The sequence below is a fragment of the Spiroplasma poulsonii genome, from assembly GCF_009866525.1.
Classification (GTDB): domain Bacteria; phylum Bacillota_I; class Bacilli_A; order Mycoplasmatales; family Mycoplasmataceae; genus Spiroplasma; species Spiroplasma poulsonii.
In genome coordinates this window covers 1,477,388-1,493,921 of record NZ_CM020866.1, presented here as the reverse complement: position 1 = coordinate 1,493,921, position 16,534 = coordinate 1,477,388, and the positions used below count along the sequence as shown (strand labels likewise).

The following is a 16,534-nucleotide window of genomic DNA, read 5'->3' as shown; positions in this document are numbered from 1 at the left end:
ATTTGGCAATTGTACTTTTTGGTATGATTATTGGAACAATATTATTAATTGTTTGAATTATCCAAAAAAGGCGATTAGCAAATAGTGGCGATTATTATGCTAAAAATAATACAGAATTAGATTTGTGGACTTATATTAAGCGGAATATTGCTTTATACGGAGCATTTTTTTGCTATGTTATTGGAATATCGGGCTTTTTCTTATTAGTTTTATAGAAAGTAATATTATTTTAGAAATTATTTTAAAAGGAGAAAGTTAAAAATGAGTGAACAAGCAAAACTTAAGCCATTTGTCTCACGAGCATGATGAAAACAGTCAAATCAGAGGACAATGGCAACGCTGAGCAAATTAAGTAAAGCGTTCTTGTTACCGATTGCATTGTTACCGATTGCCGGAATTTTCTTAGGAGTTGGAGCAACAATTTCATCAAAAGTTGACCCCGCTTCAGCAGCATGATATTTTGGTAATTTTTTAAATAAAATGGGGGATATTGCTTTTGGTAATTTACCAGTTTTATTCTGTATTTCAGTGGCAATGGCTTATACAGAAGATGCCGGGGTTGCAGCTTTAACATCGGTTGTTGGGTTTTTAGTTTTTAATGCCATTCAGTTGTCATTATTAAACGAAGCATTTGCCCACATTCAATATGTTGTTGATATTGAGGGGGTTGCTAATCCAATTAAAGGATTAACGGTTGATGGTTTAAAATCAGCCAGTCCAACCTTATTGACGGCTGATGAGTTATTAAATTATATGCGTAATAGTGAGATTTATCAACGATTATTTGATAATCCAAATGCAAAAATTGTGATTGTTAGCTCAGCACGAGTAAGTGATCAGTTTAATTTGTTATTTTATACTGGTCAAACTTGAGCGGTACAAAGTAAATTATTAACTACTAATTTAGGGGTTAATTCATTAAACGCCGGTGTTTTTGGTGGGATTTTTGTGGGGGCGATTGCAGCATTTTCCTTTAATCGTTTTCATAAAACACAATTACCTTCAGCACTTAGTTTTTTTAGTGGAACTAAATTAGTGCCAATTATTATGTTTTTAGCGGTAATTCCGTTAGCATTTATTTTTATGATTATTTGACCTTTAATTGGAACAGGCTTAGCTTGATTTGGAAATAACTCCGGAAAATTACCTGTTGGGTTAGATTCGTTAATTTTTGAAATTTTTGAACGTTCATTAGTACCATTTGGTCTACACCACGTTTTTTATTCACCATTATGGTGAACACAAGCGGGGGGGAGTATGGCTGATTTAATTGCTAATGTTTTGAAAGACCCGTTAAGTTATATGGCTTTCTTAAAAGATCTACAAGCTGCTGGTTATATTGATGCTAGTGTTGATGTGGCAAAAATTAGTGCTGCTGATGCAATCGTTGCTGTTAACAGTTGAGTATCATCATTAAATGCTTCAACAATTTCAGCAGTTGGAGATCAAACGATTATGTATAAAATTATTGCTGATCCAAAGATTACCTTTACAATGGTAGAACATATGGGCTTAAATCTTGGCCGATTCCAATCTGGAAAATTCCCATTTATGATGTTTGGATTACCAGCTGCCGCGGCGGCAATGTGGTTTAGTGTTCCAAAACAAAATCGTAAACAAGTGATGGGGATTTACTTTTCAGCAGCCTTTACTTGTTTCTTAACAGGAATTACAGAACCAATTGAATTTACCTTCTTATTTGTTGCACCGTGATTATTCTATGGGGTTCATATGCCATTATGTGCAATTTCATTTATGTTAATGGGATTATTACATGTTCATACTTCGATGACGGTGTCAGGAGGATTTATTGACTTTATTGTCTTTGGAATCATTCCATTTGTTGGTGGTAAAGGAACAAACTTCTACTGAATTTTAGTTGTTGTAATCCCATATATTGCAATTTACTTTGCGGCCTTTTACTTCTGTATTAAATACGGAAAAGTTGGCATTCATGGTCGTGATGGTAGTGCAAAACTATACACAAAAGCTGATTTTAAGGCAAAACAAGGTGGTAGTGAAGCTAGTGCTGTGCCAGCGAAAGGCGATGCGGCCAAACGTGAAAAAGCCCGCAAAATTATTGAATTTTTAGGTGGACCAAATAATATTACTGCTGTTGATTCATGTGCGTCACGCTTACGAGTGACAGTTGTTGATAGTAGCGTTGTTGATCAGAACGGGATTAAATCCTTAGGGGGAAGTACCGGGATGATTGTTCGTGGTAAGTCAGTGCAAATTGTCTATGGTGGTGAACAAGAAGTTATTAAACCATATATGCGCGAATTATTAGCGGCAATGCGAAAGGAACAAGCAGCAGCAATTCCAAATGGACAAAGTCCAAAAACTAAATAAATTTTAAAAAACATTAATAATTTTAATTAATGTTTTTTTTGTCTATTTTATCAAATCCAATTTTATGATAAAATTATATTATATAAAAGTGGAGTGGAACATAATGACATCAATTTTTGAATATCCAAAACAGGAACTACAATCAGATTTAGTGGCTCATGGTTTTAAAAAATATTTAGCAGAGCAAATCTTTGATTGAATATATGTTAAAAACATATATTCTTTTGATGAAATGACAAATATTTCAAAGCCAGATCGCATCAAATTACAAGAACATTATACAATTGAACCGTTAAAAATTGCGGTGCAGCAGCAATCAAAAGATGGCACCGTTAAATTTTTATTTGAATTAGCGGATGGTTATAAAATTGAAACGGTATTAATGCCACAAAGTTATGGTAATTCGGTTTGTGTTACCACCCAAGTTGGCTGTAATATGGCCTGTACCTTTTGTGCTTCAGGCTTATTAAAAAAACCCGAAATTTATCAACAGCGGAAATTGTTCAACAAGTAATGATGGTTAATCGTTATTTAGCAGCAACAGGAGAACGTGTTAGTCACATTGTTGTAATGGGGATTGGTGAGCCATTAGATAACTTTGAAAATGTTATTAATTTCGTTAACATTATTAATGATTCAAAAGGTTATCAAATTGGGGTGCGTCATATTACAATTTCAACTTGTGGTTTAATTCCGAAAATTATACAATTTGCTGATTTAAAAACACAAGTAAACTTAGCAATTTCATTACATGCGCCAAATAATACAATTCGAAATCAATTGATGCCAATTAATAAAGCATATCCGGTTGAAAAATTAATGGATGTTGTTCGATATTATATTGAACAAACTAATCGTCGGGTTACATTTGAATATATTTTAATTGAAGATGTTAATGATAGTCGTGAAACAGCCTTAGAATTAGCAAAATTAATTCGGGGAATGAATGCTTATGTTAATTTAATTCCCTACAATACTGTTGCTGAAAATGGTTATCAACGGAGTACTAAAATTAACCAGTTTTTTGAAACATTACAACAGCAAAAAATTAATTGTATTGTTCGTCGTGAATTTGGGCACGATATTGATGCTGCTTGTGGGCAGTTACGTGCCAAAAATGAAGGGATTATTAGAAAATAATTATGCAAATACGCTTTGGATACAAGACAGATATTGGGGCTTACCGGAGTAGTAATCAAGACTACTTTGATTTTGCAAACAACAGCTTTAATAATTATATTGCGATTGTTTGCGATGGAATGGGAGGTCATCAACACGGAGAAGTGGCTAGTAAAATGGCTGTTGATAGTTTAGTTGCTCATTTTAAACGAACAAATTTTAATAATTTAACAGATGAAGAAATTAATAAATGATTTCGCCAAACAATCTTATCAATTCAAGAAGAAATGGTTGCTTATGCTCAAATTTATCCTGATACAAGTGATATGGGGACAACTGTTGTAGCAGCTCTTATTGCAAATGAAAAAGTATATGTTATTAACATTGGTGATTCCCGGTTGTATAAATTACATTATGATAAAATTTATCAAATTACAACAGATCAAAATATGGAAAATTCAACTGAATATCGTGAAAAGCAAGAACTAGAGTTTCAAGGACAATATAAAAAACAGTATAACATGCATACTTTTTGAAAAGTTTTAACAAGTGCTTTAGGACCAACAAAAACCTTAAAGATTGATACATATGTTATTGAAGATATTAAAGGACAGTATTTATTAACAACAGATGGGATTCATGATTATGTTGATGAAAGTGATATTATTGATAGTTTAAAATCAGCAAATAAATTAAATGATAAAGTTAAAATTTTAATTGACCGCGCCTTAGAAAATTTATCAACGGATAATTTAACTGGGATTATTTTTGAAATAACAGATTAAACTCTGTTATTTTTTTCTTCTGTTCGTTTTTATGTTATTATGTTTACAAGTTGAAGATAATTCAAAATAAGGGTGCGGAAGATGGAACAAATTACAGTTGGAACTATGTTATATAATCGTTATCAGATTTTAGCTAAAATTGCCGACGGGGGAATGGCTGAAGTTTTTGAAGGATATGATACGTTATTAAAACGATATGTTGCAATTAAAATTATGACTTTATCGTTATCAAAAAATAAGGAAGCTGTTGATCGTTTTAATAAGGAATATAATTCTATTGCTCAATTTTCACATAAAAATGTTGTTAAGGTTTATGGGTCTTTTGAAGCTTATGATCGTAATTGTTTAGTGTTAGAACTAGTAAAAGGTTATACTTTAAAAGATCGGTTGTTAACGCTAGGACCTTGTACTGTGAAAGAGCTGTTATATTTTTTTGATGAAATTAATTTAGCAATTACTGAAGCGCACCAAAATGATATTATTCACCGTGATATTAAACCAGAAAACATCTTAATTTCATATGATGGCAAAATTAAAGTTTCTGATTTTGGGGTGGCAATTTTAGAAAACAGTGAAGATTTAGAATCAGGTAAAATTATTGGAACATCAAAATATATGGCTCCCGAAATTGTCCAGTCTAGACCAGCGAGCCGGCGAAGCGATATTTATGCGTTAGGAATTATGTTGTATGAATTAGCAGTTGGAATGGCCCCCTTTGTTGGTAAAAACCCAACTTTTGTGGCAGTTAAACATGTCAAAGAATTACCATTACGTCCTCGGTCGATTAACCCCGCGTTACCACAAAGTTTAGAAAATGTAATTTTAAAGGCAATTGCTAAAGACCCGACCGAACGGTTTCAAACGGTTGCTGAATTTAACGCTAGTTTGCAAGCTGTTGAAAATTCTGAGCATCAATATGATAAACCATTAAAATTACGTAATTACCTTGAAGTTAAAGGTAAACGTGGGAAAGTTCATAATCGTTATTATTCTTATCCGTGGTTTTTACAAATTAAGGTTGTTTTTTGATTAATTTTTCTAATTGTTGCTTTTTTAACAGCAATGATATGCCTTTGCTTGTTATTACCGAGGTAAAATTATATGCATCAAACAGGAATGATTGTTCAAATTATTAGTGAGTTCTGTTATGTTAAAAATAATAAGGATCACCAAATTTATGTTTGTAAAGCAAAAGGAATTTTTCGGCACCAAGAAATTAATCCGGTTGTTGGTGACTATGTTCAGTTTGAAAAACAAGATGACAAGCAAGGAATTATTTATCAAATTGCGCCGCGTAAAAATGAGTTATACCGCCCACGAATTGCCAATGTTGATCAAGTTATTATTATTACAGCAATGGTTGAACCAACCTTTAATTCATATTTATTAAATAAATATTTAGCGTTTATTGAATATAAAGAGATAAAACCAGTGATTGTTTTTACAAAAAAAGACTTAATAACAACTGATGAGCTTTATCAAAAATATTTTAATTGGTATTCCCAGTTAGGCTATGAAGTTTATTTTATTAGTAATAAAATTGATGATAAAGCAACTTGACAACAATTTGAACAAATTTTTCAAAATAAAATTTCGGTTTTTACTGGTCAAACAGGGAGTGGTAAATCATCAACATTAAATACATTATTACAAGATGAGGTTATTAAAACCCAAGAAATTTCAAAAGCATTAGGGCGAGGAAAACATACAACAACAACGAGTGCTTTATATGAATTGTTAGATGGAATGATTGCTGATACGCCTGGTTTTTCAACTTTTGATTTAAGAGATTATCAAAAAGCATCATTAGCAAGAGCATATAATCTTTTTGCCCAGTATGCCAATGAATGCAAGTTTCGAACTTGTTTGCACTTACATGAACCACATTGTAAAATAAAAGCATTAGTCCAAGATAAAGTAATTCCACTCTTTTTTTACAATGATTATGTGCGAATTATGCAAGAACAATAGAAAGAGGTTATAATGAAAAAATATTTTGTTGCTCCGAGTGTTTTAAGTGCTAATTATTTAGCTTTAAAAGATGATTTAACAGCCATTACAAGAGCGGGAGCGGAATGAATTCATTTTGATGTAATGGATGGGGATTTTGTTCCGAACCTAACGTTTGGACCAAAAATTTTAGCAGATATTAGAAGTGAAAGTAATTTACATCTTGACTGTCATTTAATGGTTAAGATTAAAAATAGGAGTGTTGAAAGTTATTTAGTTCCCTTTGTTAAAGCTGGGGCTTCATCAATCACCTTACATTATGAAGCTTTGACCCCAGAACAACTAACAGAATTTTTAGCATTACGAACAAAATTGAAAATAAAAATAGGATTAGCGCTTAAGCCAGCAACACCATTAATAGTAGTTTTACCATATCTTGCGCAATTAGATTTAGTATTAATTATGACTGTTGAACCTGGTTTTGGGGGGCAAAAGTTTCTTCCTGCGGCAGCAAAGAAAATTAAAGAGTTACGAGGATATCTTGATCAGCATCAGTATCCAACTTTAATTGAAGTTGATGGGGGGATTAATGAACAAACAGGATTAATTTGTAAGAACTATGGGGTTGATGTCTTAGTAGCGGGAAGTTATTTATTTGACCACCCTGATTTAGCGGAACGTTTACAAGGATTATTAGCTAATGAAACCAACTAAAGTGTTAATTGTTTGTTCAGAAACGAACTTAGATTTAAACCAATACCACGATTATTACAAAATTGGCGTTGAACGGGGATGCTTAGATTTAATTAGAACTTTTAATCAGATTGATTTAGTGTGTTGTGATCAAGACAGTTTACAAGATGATGAATTAGCACTTATTACTAGCAAGGCCAAAGTAGTGTTAGAAATTTCGCAAGTTAAAGATTATATTGATGGTGAAATTGCGATTCAAGAAGCATTAAAGCTCCAACCAATTGAAATTATTTTAATTGCCCAAGGTCATCGTTTTGATATGCAATTAAGTTGTCTTAACTTTATTTATCGTTATAATGTTATTTTTATTAATGATCATACTTATGCTTATTTATTGCAACCGGGAATGAATGAGGTTATTAGAAAACCAGAATATCGTTATTTTTCATTATTTGCGTTACAAACAGCGGCGGTAACAATTACTAATTTAAAATATAATGTTGAGGATTTACCATTAGTTGGCTTATCTGCTAATGCAATTAGCAATGAATTTGTTAGTGCCACTGGTAATGTTAATGTTTTATCCGGACAAGTTGTTGCAATTTATAGTAAATAAAAAATCGGTAAATATTACCGATTATTTTTTTGTTTTAAAATTGGTACCCATGATCGGGCTTGAACCGATACGAATTTCTTCGGTAGATTTTGAGTCTACTGCGTCTGCCAATTCCGCCACATGGGCATTTAGATACCAGTTTAATTTTATCGTATTTTATAAAAAAAGTAAGGATAAATTTTAAAATTTATCCTTACTTTTTTTCATTATTTTTCAAATATTTCCTGGTTTTTGTTATTGTGCAATTTGCCCTTTGCGTTTTAATGTTTTTAAAGTTCTTGTTGCTACTCGTAATGTTTTAACTTTACCATCAACAACAATGCGAACTTTTTGTAAATTAACATTTCATTTACGACGAGTTGCATTTAACGCATGTGAACGCTTATTACCTGATAAAGCACCTTTGCCAGTAATTTCACATTTTCTTGCCATGATTTCACTCCTTTATATCTACATACTATAAAATAATAGCGAATTTTAACTTTAAAAGCAAGAAAAAAATGATTTTTTATTAATTTTTTATATTTTAGATTTTTTAAATTAAACCCAAAAATATTTGGTATTTTTCTTGTTATAATACTAGTAGATATCAAACGTAACTATGAATTGAAACTATAATAACAAATCAAAATCAAAATTAAAATCTGAGGTGATATAGATGAAAAAAACTAGTGTTTTTTAGCGCTGGGTAGTATCTTATTAATTATTATTGGGATTAGTATGTTTGTTACAGAAGAAGGATTGTTTGCAACATCAGTCTTTTTTCTCCTTGGTGGTGTTACTGGTATTGTTGTTTTTTGGTTTATCTTTTATTTTGGTTGAAGTGAACCTAAAAATACTAGTTCGCGTGATTCAAAGCAAATTATTATTACTAAGAAAAAATTGCTAAATCAAGAACTTCAAAATAAAAATTATTATTGAGAAATAGCAGATAAACTAAATGCTTTTTGTATTTATACAATTTATTATTTTTAAAAAAATATCGATAAAATTGAAGAACAATTAATTCAACGAGCAAGTAAAATGAACAATTTTAATCCTAGTAAAGAAGAACAAAAATCTTGAAAATTTAATTTATTAATTATTCAAAATTTATTACCAGATAGTAAATTGCCCGATGATGTGTTAATTGTTTTTGAATGAATTCAAAAAAATCAAACTCGAATTGATATTACTTTATTGGGTGTTGATAAAAATAGCAAACGAAATATTATGACAATTGAAATAAAAAATTGATCAGCTCGTTCAACAGCATGGAATATTTATTGAGAAAAAGATCAAAATTGTAATCGCAACCCTCATCCTTACCATAAAGCAGAAAAACAATATCTTGCAATTAACGAGCTTTTACGGCAAAGAGGGTTAGATAGTATTATTAATTTAAAATCATGTGCATATTTACCGTTATACGATTATCCAAGAAAGCATCAGCGTCCTTTTAATAAAAATGATGAGTTAATTTTTAATGCGGAAATTATTAATAAACTTAATAAAAATGAAGGGATTTATCAGGATATTAAATTAATCTTACAAAATAATCGCAATGCCTTAATTGATAAAATTCAGACTATGTTTGAAAATGGTCAAGGTAAGATGGTTGTGAAATTACTGGTAGATTAAAAATTAACTATTTTTGGAAAGGATTATATGTAGTTAATGCATTAAAAGCATTAATTTAAACAAACATTTGTAATAATAATTATATTACAGCGGTATTAAATAAAATAATAATTTATTTAAATTAATGGCAGTCTTTATTGTTGCTAAAAAGTGTTTAGAAAGGATTAAGGTTGGAATATATAAAATCTATTTCATAAGGAGGGATAATTATGAAAAGTAAAGGAATTAAAATTAAAGATTTTCTATATTTATTATTAGCAGAAAATTATAAAATTCAAAGAAATTTACAAATTGAAAATAAAGATGTTTTTGGAATGACAAATTTACAAATTCAAAAATTAACATATGTTTATTCAAGGTTTATTTATGGCTAAATTTCAGGAAAAAATAATAGATGAAAAATTTAAAGCATGAAAATATGGCTCCGTTTTAGAAGAAATGTATTATTTCTTAAAAGAATACGGAAAGTCATATGTTGGAAAAGATAATTTTAAGGATTTTACAACAGAAAAAATTGCTGAAATTGAAAAAAGTTTTACTAAAGAGCAATTAAAATTTATTGAAAAAGTTTTTATATATTTTAATAAATATAGTGCGCTTGAATTAGTAACAATCTCGCATGTTGAAGGTCCGTGAAAAGAAACTAATTATGGTGAAGAAATTAGTGATGATGCAATATTAAGTTATTTTCACGAAAAACTAAAACAAATTGAACAGTTAATTTAATAAATAACGAAGCCAGGATGTTATGGTCAATAAAATAGATGAATTAGATAAAAAGGTTTTTTTCAATTTTACATATATTAATAAATCAAAAAAGTAAATGATGATTTTCTAAATGAAATTAAAAAAATTTGTAATTATTCTATACGAAGTTTAAAACAAGGTTCAAGACAAACTTGTTATTATTCAACTATTCAAACTAATAATTGTGGGTTGCCGAAAACCCTACCATTGGAATTAATAGAGTATGTTAAAATTCATTTTAATAAAACAATTTCACAAAATATTAAAAAATATGATTATTTTAGGGTGGGGGGAAAACAACGAATATATGGTATCTTAGTTAAAAATGTTTTTTTTGCTATAATTTTTGATTTTAATAAGACTTATCAGAAGTAAAAGAAGTAGTTAAATTTGTTATTTTACGACAATTATCTCTTTTTAAGATGATTTTTAGTCTAAATATCATCGATCTATGAATCTTTTATTTTTGGATTATTGTGGCTGATAAGGTGCTAATTAGCCTTATTTTGTAGTAAAATTATACTATGTGGGAGAAAATCTTATAATTGAGATGACAGTAAAAAAATCAAGTGACCAAGGCAAGGTAGCAATCATTATTCGTTTACACAAACTTTATCATTTGAAAATACAATTGGTGGCAAACGCGATCAAAAAGCGTTAAACCATAGTATTGCTCATTCAATAGCTTCTTTAAGAGTACAAAATGGTTTTTCTTGAGAGGATGTTAATGAATGTATCAAAATTAAAGATCTTTCAGCAAAACAAAGCATTGATACAAAAGACTTTGTGTTAAAAAACAAAGAATTAATATTAGCAGAGGAAAAAACATTAGACGGCCTTGTTAGTGCTAGTCATATGTTGACTAATTTAGATGATTTTTTTAAATAATAGTAGAGAAAGAAAACGAAAATTAATAATTTTAATTAAGAAAATATAATAAATTTATTGCTTTATTGTATTTTCTCGCTATAATTATTAATGTTAAGTTTAGTGGTGATTTTTATGATTGAAAAAGTTAATGTAACTGAAATAGCAGCTTTAGTTTATGCCGCAGTGACGACCGTTCCTGGTGTTGCTGGTTTTGCTAAGGCTAATGAAGCAGAAAGTAGCGAAGAAAATGTTACAATGCTACTTAAAGATTACTCACAATCAATTAAATTGAGACAAGATGGTCGTAATTTTTATATTGATATTTTTCTAATCTTACTTGAAGGAGTAAATATTAAAGATATTGCTCGAGAAATACAAATTAGAATTAAGTATGAATTAGAAAGATTGGATGTTTACTCAAAAGATATTCTGATTTACGTTAATGTAAATATTCAAGATTTATTAATTTAACAAATTTATTAACAACGAGATATTAGCACAATGCAAGATTTACAATTATATCACTTAAGAGAATTAAAAAAGGAAAAAGTAATTAAATGAAAAATGTAAAGGTGATAGAAATGGAATTTAATGCAAAATCTTTTAAAGATTCACTAATCAGCGGGTATAACAATTTATATAACTTTTATCCAGAAATTGATAAATTAAATGTTTTTCCAGTTCCCGATGGTGATACAGGAACAAATATGAATTTAACAATGACAAATGCCGTTAAGGAGATTAATGACCTTGATTCAGAGTCAATTAGTAAAATTGCTGATGTTTTTGCCCGAGGATTAATTATGGGAGCACGGGGGAATTCTGGTGTTATTTTGTCACAGATTTTCCGTGGTTTTGCTAACGGTCTAAAAGAGTTTGATGAATTAAATTTTGTTTCAGTTAAAGCAGGAATCTCAGAAGCAAAAGAAGTAGCTTATAAAGCTGTGATGAAACCTGTTGAAGGGACAATTTTAACTGTTATTCGTGAAACAGCTGAACATGTTTTAACATTGGATCAAGAAATTCCGCTTCCTGATTTATTTCAGAAAATTGTTGATTTTTCAACAGAATCTCTAAATAATACCCCAGAGTTATTACCAGTTTTAAAAGAAGTTGGTGTTGTTGATTCGGGTGGTTTTGGCTTAGTAAAAATTTTTGAAGGAATTACAATATATTGAAAAACTGGGAAAATTGTGCCACAACGGAAAAAACAAATTGAAAATACTGGTGATAATGTTGTAATGGATTTACAAAACGAAGAATTTGATTATTGTACTGAAGCAATTGTTATCTTAGATAGCAAACATATTAATAAAATTAATGTTACCCAAGTTCGCCAAACCTTAGAAGATCAAGGTGGCCATTCAATTGTGGCTGTTGTTGATAATGACATTTTAAAAGTGCATGTTCATACCTTGATGCCTGGAAATACTTTAATATTTTTACAACAACATGGTGAATTTAAAAATATTAAAATTGAAAATATGAATTTACAAGCAGCAAAACATGTTAAAACAATTAGCGTTGAACGGGAATTAAAAAATCCAGCGGCAATTATTGCAGTAACACCAGCAAATGGTATTGCTCAATTTTTTAAAAGTGATTTAAATATTCAATATACTGTTAATGGTGGTTCTTCAATGAATCCTTCAACAGATGATTATTTAAGTGCTATTGAAGCGGTTGATGCAGTTGATGTTTTTATTTTACCTAACAACAGTAATGCAATTTTAGCAGCACAACAAGCAGCAAAAGTTGAACGAAAATCAAATGTTTATGTTGTACCGACAACTTCGATTCAAGAAGGAATGGTTGCCGCATTATCATTTGAACCAGGTGAAATTGCGAAAAAGAATTTTTCAACTTTAAAATCAAGTTTAAAAACCGTAACAAGTTTAGGAATTACTGCTTCGGCAAAGACAACATCAATTGATGGGGTTAAAATTAATAAAGGGGAATATATGGGTATTATGAATAAAAAAATTATTTGTTCATATCCAACCTTATCAAAAACAATGAAATATTTATTTGACCGCGCGATTAGTAAATCAACAGAAATTGTTACAATTTTCACGGGTGAAGATGCTGAAAGGCGAGATATTAATGCCATCCGGAAATATCTTGACGAAAGTTTTGATGTTGAATATGAATTTATTGATGGTGATCAACCATTATATTCATTTTTAATTGCTGTTGAATAAAAAATTTTTATTAAGAAAATGATTTTAAGTTTTTTGTCTATTTTAGTTGAAATGCATTGTGAATATGATAATATAGTAGGGGTTTAGATTTTATGGCACTATAGCCAAGGTGGCTAAGGCATGGGACTGCAACTCCCCGATCGTCGGTTCGAGTCCGACTAGTGCCTCCATTTAAATCGGATTAACATTTAAATACTTTTACTTCTATGCGCCCATAGATCAATTGGATAGATCGTTTGACTACGGATCAAAAGGTTGAGGGTTCGAATCCTTCTGGGCGCGCCATCTATTTAAATGTTATTTTTTTTCGGAAAGTAGCTTAGCTTGGTAGAGCACTCGGTTTGGGACCGAGGGGTCGCAGGTTCAAATCCTGTCTTTCCGACCATTTTTTTATTTAATTGGGCCCGTAGCTCAGCTGGGAGAGCACCTGCCTTGCATGCAGGGGGTCGACGGTTCGATCCCGTTCGGGTCCACCATTAATTTACCAAAAAGCAATTAAAATTTTTATATGGCGGGATAGCTCAGCTGGTTAGAGCGCTCGGCTCATACCCGGGAGGTCAAGAGTTCAAGTCTCTTTCTCGCTACCATGGACCCTTAGCTCAGTTGGTTAGAGCATCCGGCTCATAACCGGATGGTCACTGGTTCAAGTCCAGTAGGGTCCACCATTGTTATATTTAATTGCTTTTAGAGCATCGTGGAAGATTACCCAAGCCTGGTTGAAGGGATCGGTCTTGAAAACCGACAGGCGGTGAAAGCCGCGCGGGGGTTCGAATCCCTCATCTTCCGCCATTTTTTTGCAAGAAAAAACTTGCAATTAAAACTTAAAATATGATAGTATTAAAATTGTGGGGTGGAGCAGTGGTTAGCTTGTTGGGCTCATAACCCAAAGGTCGCGGGTTCAAGTCCCGCCCCCGCAACCAATGGTCTTGTAGTGAAGTGGTTATCATGCCTCTCTGTCACAGAGGAGATCGCGGGTTCAAATCCCGTCAAGACCGCCAATCGTGGTTCAGTAGCTCAGTCGGTAGAGCATTTGATTGAAGCTCAAAGTGTCGGCGGTTCAATTCCGTCCTGAACCACCATTGAATTTAGTTAAAAATAACCCTAGACTCTAAATTAATAATTGATTAGTTTAGAGTTTTTTTATTTTGTTATATAATTAACAAAGGTGATGGAAATGTTTTCAAGAATGACAAAAGATGTAACTTTTTATTTAAAACGTGAAAAATGAAAATTTGCTTTAAATGAAGATAATTTTAAGTATAAACCACGGTTTGTGTTAGACCGTTATCAGAAAAAAATGGGTGAGCAAAACTTTCGCAGTTTTAAGTATTGGATTTTTAAACGCTGGATTTTAAAAAACTTTGCTTATACGCAAGATTTTATTCATCGTTTTTATAAGTATCAGCGGAAATTAGATTTAGTTTTAAATGGTCGTGAACAAGAATTTATTTATAATGTTGAAGAGGTTAATTTTACCTTGTGACGACCGTTAAAAGTCTTGCCAGTGGCGTTTGATTTAGAATCAAAGGAAAAATGTCATTTTAAAAACAATGCCGTTAATATTCATTTTTTTACTGCTCAAAATGAGACTGATTTTTTTTGCAAAGGAGTATTGTTAATTACGAACAAGCGATTCATTATTGATGGTTTTGATAAAGATAATAATGAAAGGGTTGTGCAGTTTAATTTAAACAATATTAATAATGTTGAATATATTGATATTGGTGTTAAAATTACTGTTGGTAAACAAACTTATTTACTGCGAGAAAATAATCATATGTTAATTTTAGCGCTCTTGTATCGGTGCTTAGGACGAAAAAAAGTAACATTTGATTTGAAAAAATTACCATTAAATTTTACTTTTTAAAGAATAGAAAGATGAGACAAAGAAGATGATTTTAAAAAATGCAAAAATAGTTTGTGAAGACCAAGTAATTACAAATGGTTGATTAGAAATTAAAGATAATAAGATTATTAGTGTTAATGCTGGGCAGACGACTGAACCAGGTTATGATTTACAACAAGCAATTATTATGCCAGGATTTATTGATGGTCATGTTCATGGCGGTTATGGGGAAGATACCGAAAAAGGAACAATTGGTAGTTTTCAAAAATTTGCCCAAGAAGTAGCCCAAGAAGGAATCACAAAGTATTGTCAAACAATTATTACTGGTAGTGATGAAACAATAACATCAATTTTAACTGTTTATCAAGATTATATGGCAAATTATAATAAAGGTCCACAAGCTCGCCAGATTGGTGCTCATTTAGAAGGACCATTTATTTCAAAAACTTTTAAAGGAGCCCATGATCAAACGCTTTTACAAGCACCAAACATTGAACTTTTAAAAAAATGAATCGCAGTTTCAAATGATAATATTCGGATTGTAACATATGCACCTGAAGAAGAAGAGGGTAGTTTCACCAAGTTTTTATTAGAACATAATATTTTACCATCAATTGGTCATTCAAATGCGACGTTTGATTTAGTGGCGGAGCGGGTAAAAATGGGGGTTAAACATGTTACACATTTATATAATAGACTTCTTGCATTACTTGTTAAAAAATTGCAAATATTTGTAAAAAAGATACTAATAGAAAAATATAATTTTAATTAATTATGTTTTTTATTTAAAAATTTAATATTTTTCCACAACGAAAAATTAATTTATTATTTAAATTATTTAATTTTAAATAAATATTTTATGTTAAATATAATAATTGTAAATTATAAATTGAGGCAATTAAATTAAATCTTAAACCAAATCTTTTTCTTCGATTACGATATTTTTCTGTAATAATTTTAAATTTTTTAAGAATAGCAAAAATATTTTCAATAATAATTCTCATTTTTGAAACTAGTCTATTATATTGCTTTTGTTCTTTGTTTAAAGGGTTTTTCTTTGTTTTATTTGTAGGTATTAGAACATTATTGTGATTTTTTTGTATTCCTTGATAACCACTATCAACTATTAATTTGGTATTTTTTAAAATTGGGATTTTTGATTCTTTAAATAAAGCATAATCATGTTTTTTTCCGAGCGAAAAACTTGTTGCAATAATTTTTTTGGTTTCTTGTTCGATAATTACTTGTGTTTTGATCGTGTGTTTTTTCTTTTTACCAGAATAAGATTGTTTTTGTCTTTTTTTGGGCGTTGGATTGGAGTTTCGGTAGCATCAATAATAATAGTTTTATCATTAAAATAATCATTTATTAGTGCTTTTTTACCAGCAAGTTGTTGAAAATCAGAGTTTTTAATTAAAATATCTTCAATTCACTTAATATTACGATAACAATTAGCCTCACTAATATCAAAACTTTTACCAAGATGAAAATAAGTCTGATATTCTCGTCAATATAATAAAGTCATCAATAATCTATTTTCTAATGATAATTTATTAGTTTTACCACCTTTTTTAAATTTTTCTATTTCAGCAACTTTTAAAATATCTAACATTTTATTAAAAGTGGATTTTTTTATTCCTGTTAATCTTAACCATTCTCTATCATTAAGAGTATTAAATTTATTATTGTTCATATTTTTATGTCCTCATAAATTATATTTTATAATAATATTTTT

At 30.3% G+C, this 16,534-nt stretch carries 17 protein-coding genes, 11 tRNA genes and 1 pseudogene; 25 read left to right on the top strand and 4 right to left on the bottom strand.

Going from position 1 to position 16,534, the window contains the following annotated elements:
- Positions 1-261: 261 nt before the first annotated feature.
- The 7 genes and pseudogenes from MSROBK_RS08490 to MSROBK_RS08460 all read left to right on the top strand — a co-directional run bounded on the left by MSROBK_RS08490 (position 262) and on the right by MSROBK_RS08460 (position 7,515).
- Positions 262-2,352 (top strand): PTS transporter subunit EIIC, encoded by a 2,091-nt coding sequence (locus tag MSROBK_RS08490; protein ID WP_052443532.1) that lies wholly within the window; start codon positions 262-264, stop codon positions 2,350-2,352.
- 103 nt (positions 2,353-2,455) lie between these two features.
- Positions 2,456-3,492, top strand: a pseudogene (rlmN, locus tag MSROBK_RS12400) (dual-specificity RNA methyltransferase RlmN).
- Positions 3,493-3,494: 2 nt separating this feature from the next.
- Positions 3,495-4,256, top strand: a complete 762-nt coding sequence (locus MSROBK_RS08480) for a PP2C family protein-serine/threonine phosphatase (protein ID WP_040093996.1) — start codon at positions 3,495-3,497, stop codon at positions 4,254-4,256.
- 81 nt (positions 4,257-4,337) lie between these two features.
- On the top strand, positions 4,338-5,351 hold the full coding sequence (locus MSROBK_RS08475; protein WP_040093994.1) for a serine/threonine protein kinase: 1,014 nt from the start codon (positions 4,338-4,340) through the stop codon (positions 5,349-5,351).
- A gap of 6 nt (positions 5,352-5,357) precedes the next feature.
- On the top strand, positions 5,358-6,227 hold the full coding sequence (rsgA, locus tag MSROBK_RS08470; RefSeq protein ID WP_040093992.1) for a ribosome small subunit-dependent GTPase A: 870 nt from the start codon (positions 5,358-5,360) through the stop codon (positions 6,225-6,227).
- A gap of 12 nt (positions 6,228-6,239) precedes the next feature.
- A complete protein-coding gene (rpe, locus tag MSROBK_RS08465) occupies positions 6,240-6,920 on the top strand; it encodes a ribulose-phosphate 3-epimerase (protein ID WP_040093990.1) in 681 nt (226 codons plus the stop codon).
- Positions 6,907-7,515 carry a thiamine diphosphokinase gene (locus MSROBK_RS08460; protein WP_040093988.1) on the top strand — a complete coding sequence of 203 codons (609 nt, stop codon included), beginning with the start codon at positions 6,907-6,909 and terminating at the stop codon, positions 7,513-7,515. The genes rpe and MSROBK_RS08460 overlap by 14 nt, the downstream gene beginning before the upstream one ends.
- A 41-nt stretch (positions 7,516-7,556) precedes the next feature.
- Here MSROBK_RS08460 and MSROBK_RS08455 read toward each other — a convergent pair.
- Positions 7,557-7,641, bottom strand: a tRNA-Leu gene (locus tag MSROBK_RS08455).
- 108 nt (positions 7,642-7,749) lie between these two features.
- Positions 7,750-7,947 carry a 50S ribosomal protein L28 gene (gene rpmB, locus MSROBK_RS08450; protein ID WP_040093986.1) on the bottom strand — a complete coding sequence of 66 codons (198 nt, stop codon included), beginning with the start codon at positions 7,945-7,947 and terminating at the stop codon, positions 7,750-7,752.
- A 288-nt stretch (positions 7,948-8,235) separates the two neighbouring features.
- On the opposite strand from rpmB, the gene MSROBK_RS08445 reads away from it, so the two are divergent.
- The 18 genes from MSROBK_RS08445 to MSROBK_RS08355 all read left to right on the top strand — a co-directional run bounded on the left by MSROBK_RS08445 (position 8,236) and on the right by MSROBK_RS08355 (position 15,571).
- Positions 8,236-8,490 (top strand): hypothetical protein, encoded by a 255-nt coding sequence (locus MSROBK_RS08445; RefSeq protein WP_040093984.1) that lies wholly within the window; start codon positions 8,236-8,238, stop codon positions 8,488-8,490.
- Positions 8,491-8,538: 48 nt separating this feature from the next.
- On the top strand, positions 8,539-9,135 hold the full coding sequence (locus MSROBK_RS08440; protein ID WP_040093982.1) for a hypothetical protein: 597 nt from the start codon (positions 8,539-8,541) through the stop codon (positions 9,133-9,135).
- A gap of 209 nt (positions 9,136-9,344) precedes the next feature.
- Positions 9,345-9,509 carry a hypothetical protein gene (locus MSROBK_RS08435; RefSeq protein WP_157944248.1) on the top strand — a complete coding sequence of 55 codons (165 nt, stop codon included), beginning with the start codon at positions 9,345-9,347 and terminating at the stop codon, positions 9,507-9,509.
- Entirely contained in the window at positions 9,502-9,861 is a 360-nt protein-coding gene (locus tag MSROBK_RS08430; RefSeq protein WP_157944247.1) for a Panacea domain-containing protein, read from the top strand. Before MSROBK_RS08435 ends, MSROBK_RS08430 begins: the two co-directional genes overlap by 8 nt.
- A 1,023-nt stretch (positions 9,862-10,884) precedes the next feature.
- Positions 10,885-11,223, top strand: coding sequence for an Asp23/Gls24 family envelope stress response protein (locus MSROBK_RS08420; RefSeq protein WP_040093978.1), 339 nt, complete (start codon positions 10,885-10,887; stop codon positions 11,221-11,223).
- A 110-nt stretch (positions 11,224-11,333) separates the two neighbouring features.
- Complete coding sequence (locus tag MSROBK_RS08415; protein ID WP_040093977.1) at positions 11,334-12,953, top strand: DAK2 domain-containing protein; 1,620 nt, start codon at positions 11,334-11,336, stop codon at positions 12,951-12,953.
- Positions 12,954-13,047: 94 nt separating this feature from the next.
- Positions 13,048-13,123 (top strand) — tRNA-Cys (locus MSROBK_RS08410).
- Between the two features lie 38 nt (positions 13,124-13,161).
- Positions 13,162-13,238, top strand: a tRNA-Arg gene (locus tag MSROBK_RS08405).
- A gap of 23 nt (positions 13,239-13,261) precedes the next feature.
- Positions 13,262-13,338 (top strand) — tRNA-Pro (locus MSROBK_RS08400).
- A 15-nt stretch (positions 13,339-13,353) separates the two neighbouring features.
- A tRNA-Ala gene (locus MSROBK_RS08395) sits at positions 13,354-13,429 on the top strand.
- Between the two features lie 34 nt (positions 13,430-13,463).
- Positions 13,464-13,540: transfer RNA gene (locus MSROBK_RS08390), tRNA-Met, on the top strand.
- A 1-nt stretch (position 13,541) separates the two neighbouring features.
- Positions 13,542-13,618, top strand: a tRNA-Ile gene (locus tag MSROBK_RS08385).
- Positions 13,619-13,649: 31 nt separating this feature from the next.
- Positions 13,650-13,742: transfer RNA gene (locus MSROBK_RS08380), tRNA-Ser, on the top strand.
- Positions 13,743-13,797: 55 nt separating this feature from the next.
- Positions 13,798-13,873, top strand: a tRNA-Met gene (locus MSROBK_RS08375).
- A 2-nt stretch (positions 13,874-13,875) separates the two neighbouring features.
- Positions 13,876-13,951, top strand: a tRNA-Asp gene (locus MSROBK_RS08370).
- Positions 13,952-13,956: 5 nt separating this feature from the next.
- A tRNA-Phe gene (locus tag MSROBK_RS08365) sits at positions 13,957-14,032 on the top strand.
- Positions 14,033-14,127: 95 nt separating this feature from the next.
- Positions 14,128-14,820, top strand: a complete 693-nt coding sequence (locus tag MSROBK_RS08360) for a hypothetical protein (protein ID WP_040093975.1) — start codon at positions 14,128-14,130, stop codon at positions 14,818-14,820.
- Positions 14,821-14,845: 25 nt separating this feature from the next.
- A complete protein-coding gene (locus MSROBK_RS08355) occupies positions 14,846-15,571 on the top strand; it encodes an amidohydrolase family protein (protein ID WP_227991210.1) in 726 nt (241 codons plus the stop codon).
- 85 nt (positions 15,572-15,656) lie between these two features.
- On the opposite strand, the gene MSROBK_RS14090 is transcribed toward MSROBK_RS08355, so the two are convergent.
- Positions 15,657-16,055 (bottom strand): transposase family protein, encoded by a 399-nt coding sequence (locus tag MSROBK_RS14090; RefSeq protein ID WP_416375050.1) that lies wholly within the window; start codon positions 16,053-16,055, stop codon positions 15,657-15,659.
- Positions 16,040-16,492 carry an IS5 family transposase gene (locus MSROBK_RS14085; protein WP_040092446.1) on the bottom strand — a complete coding sequence of 151 codons (453 nt, stop codon included), beginning with the start codon at positions 16,490-16,492 and terminating at the stop codon, positions 16,040-16,042. The genes MSROBK_RS14090 and MSROBK_RS14085 overlap by 16 nt, the downstream gene beginning before the upstream one ends.
- Positions 16,493-16,534: the final 42 nt, after the last annotated feature.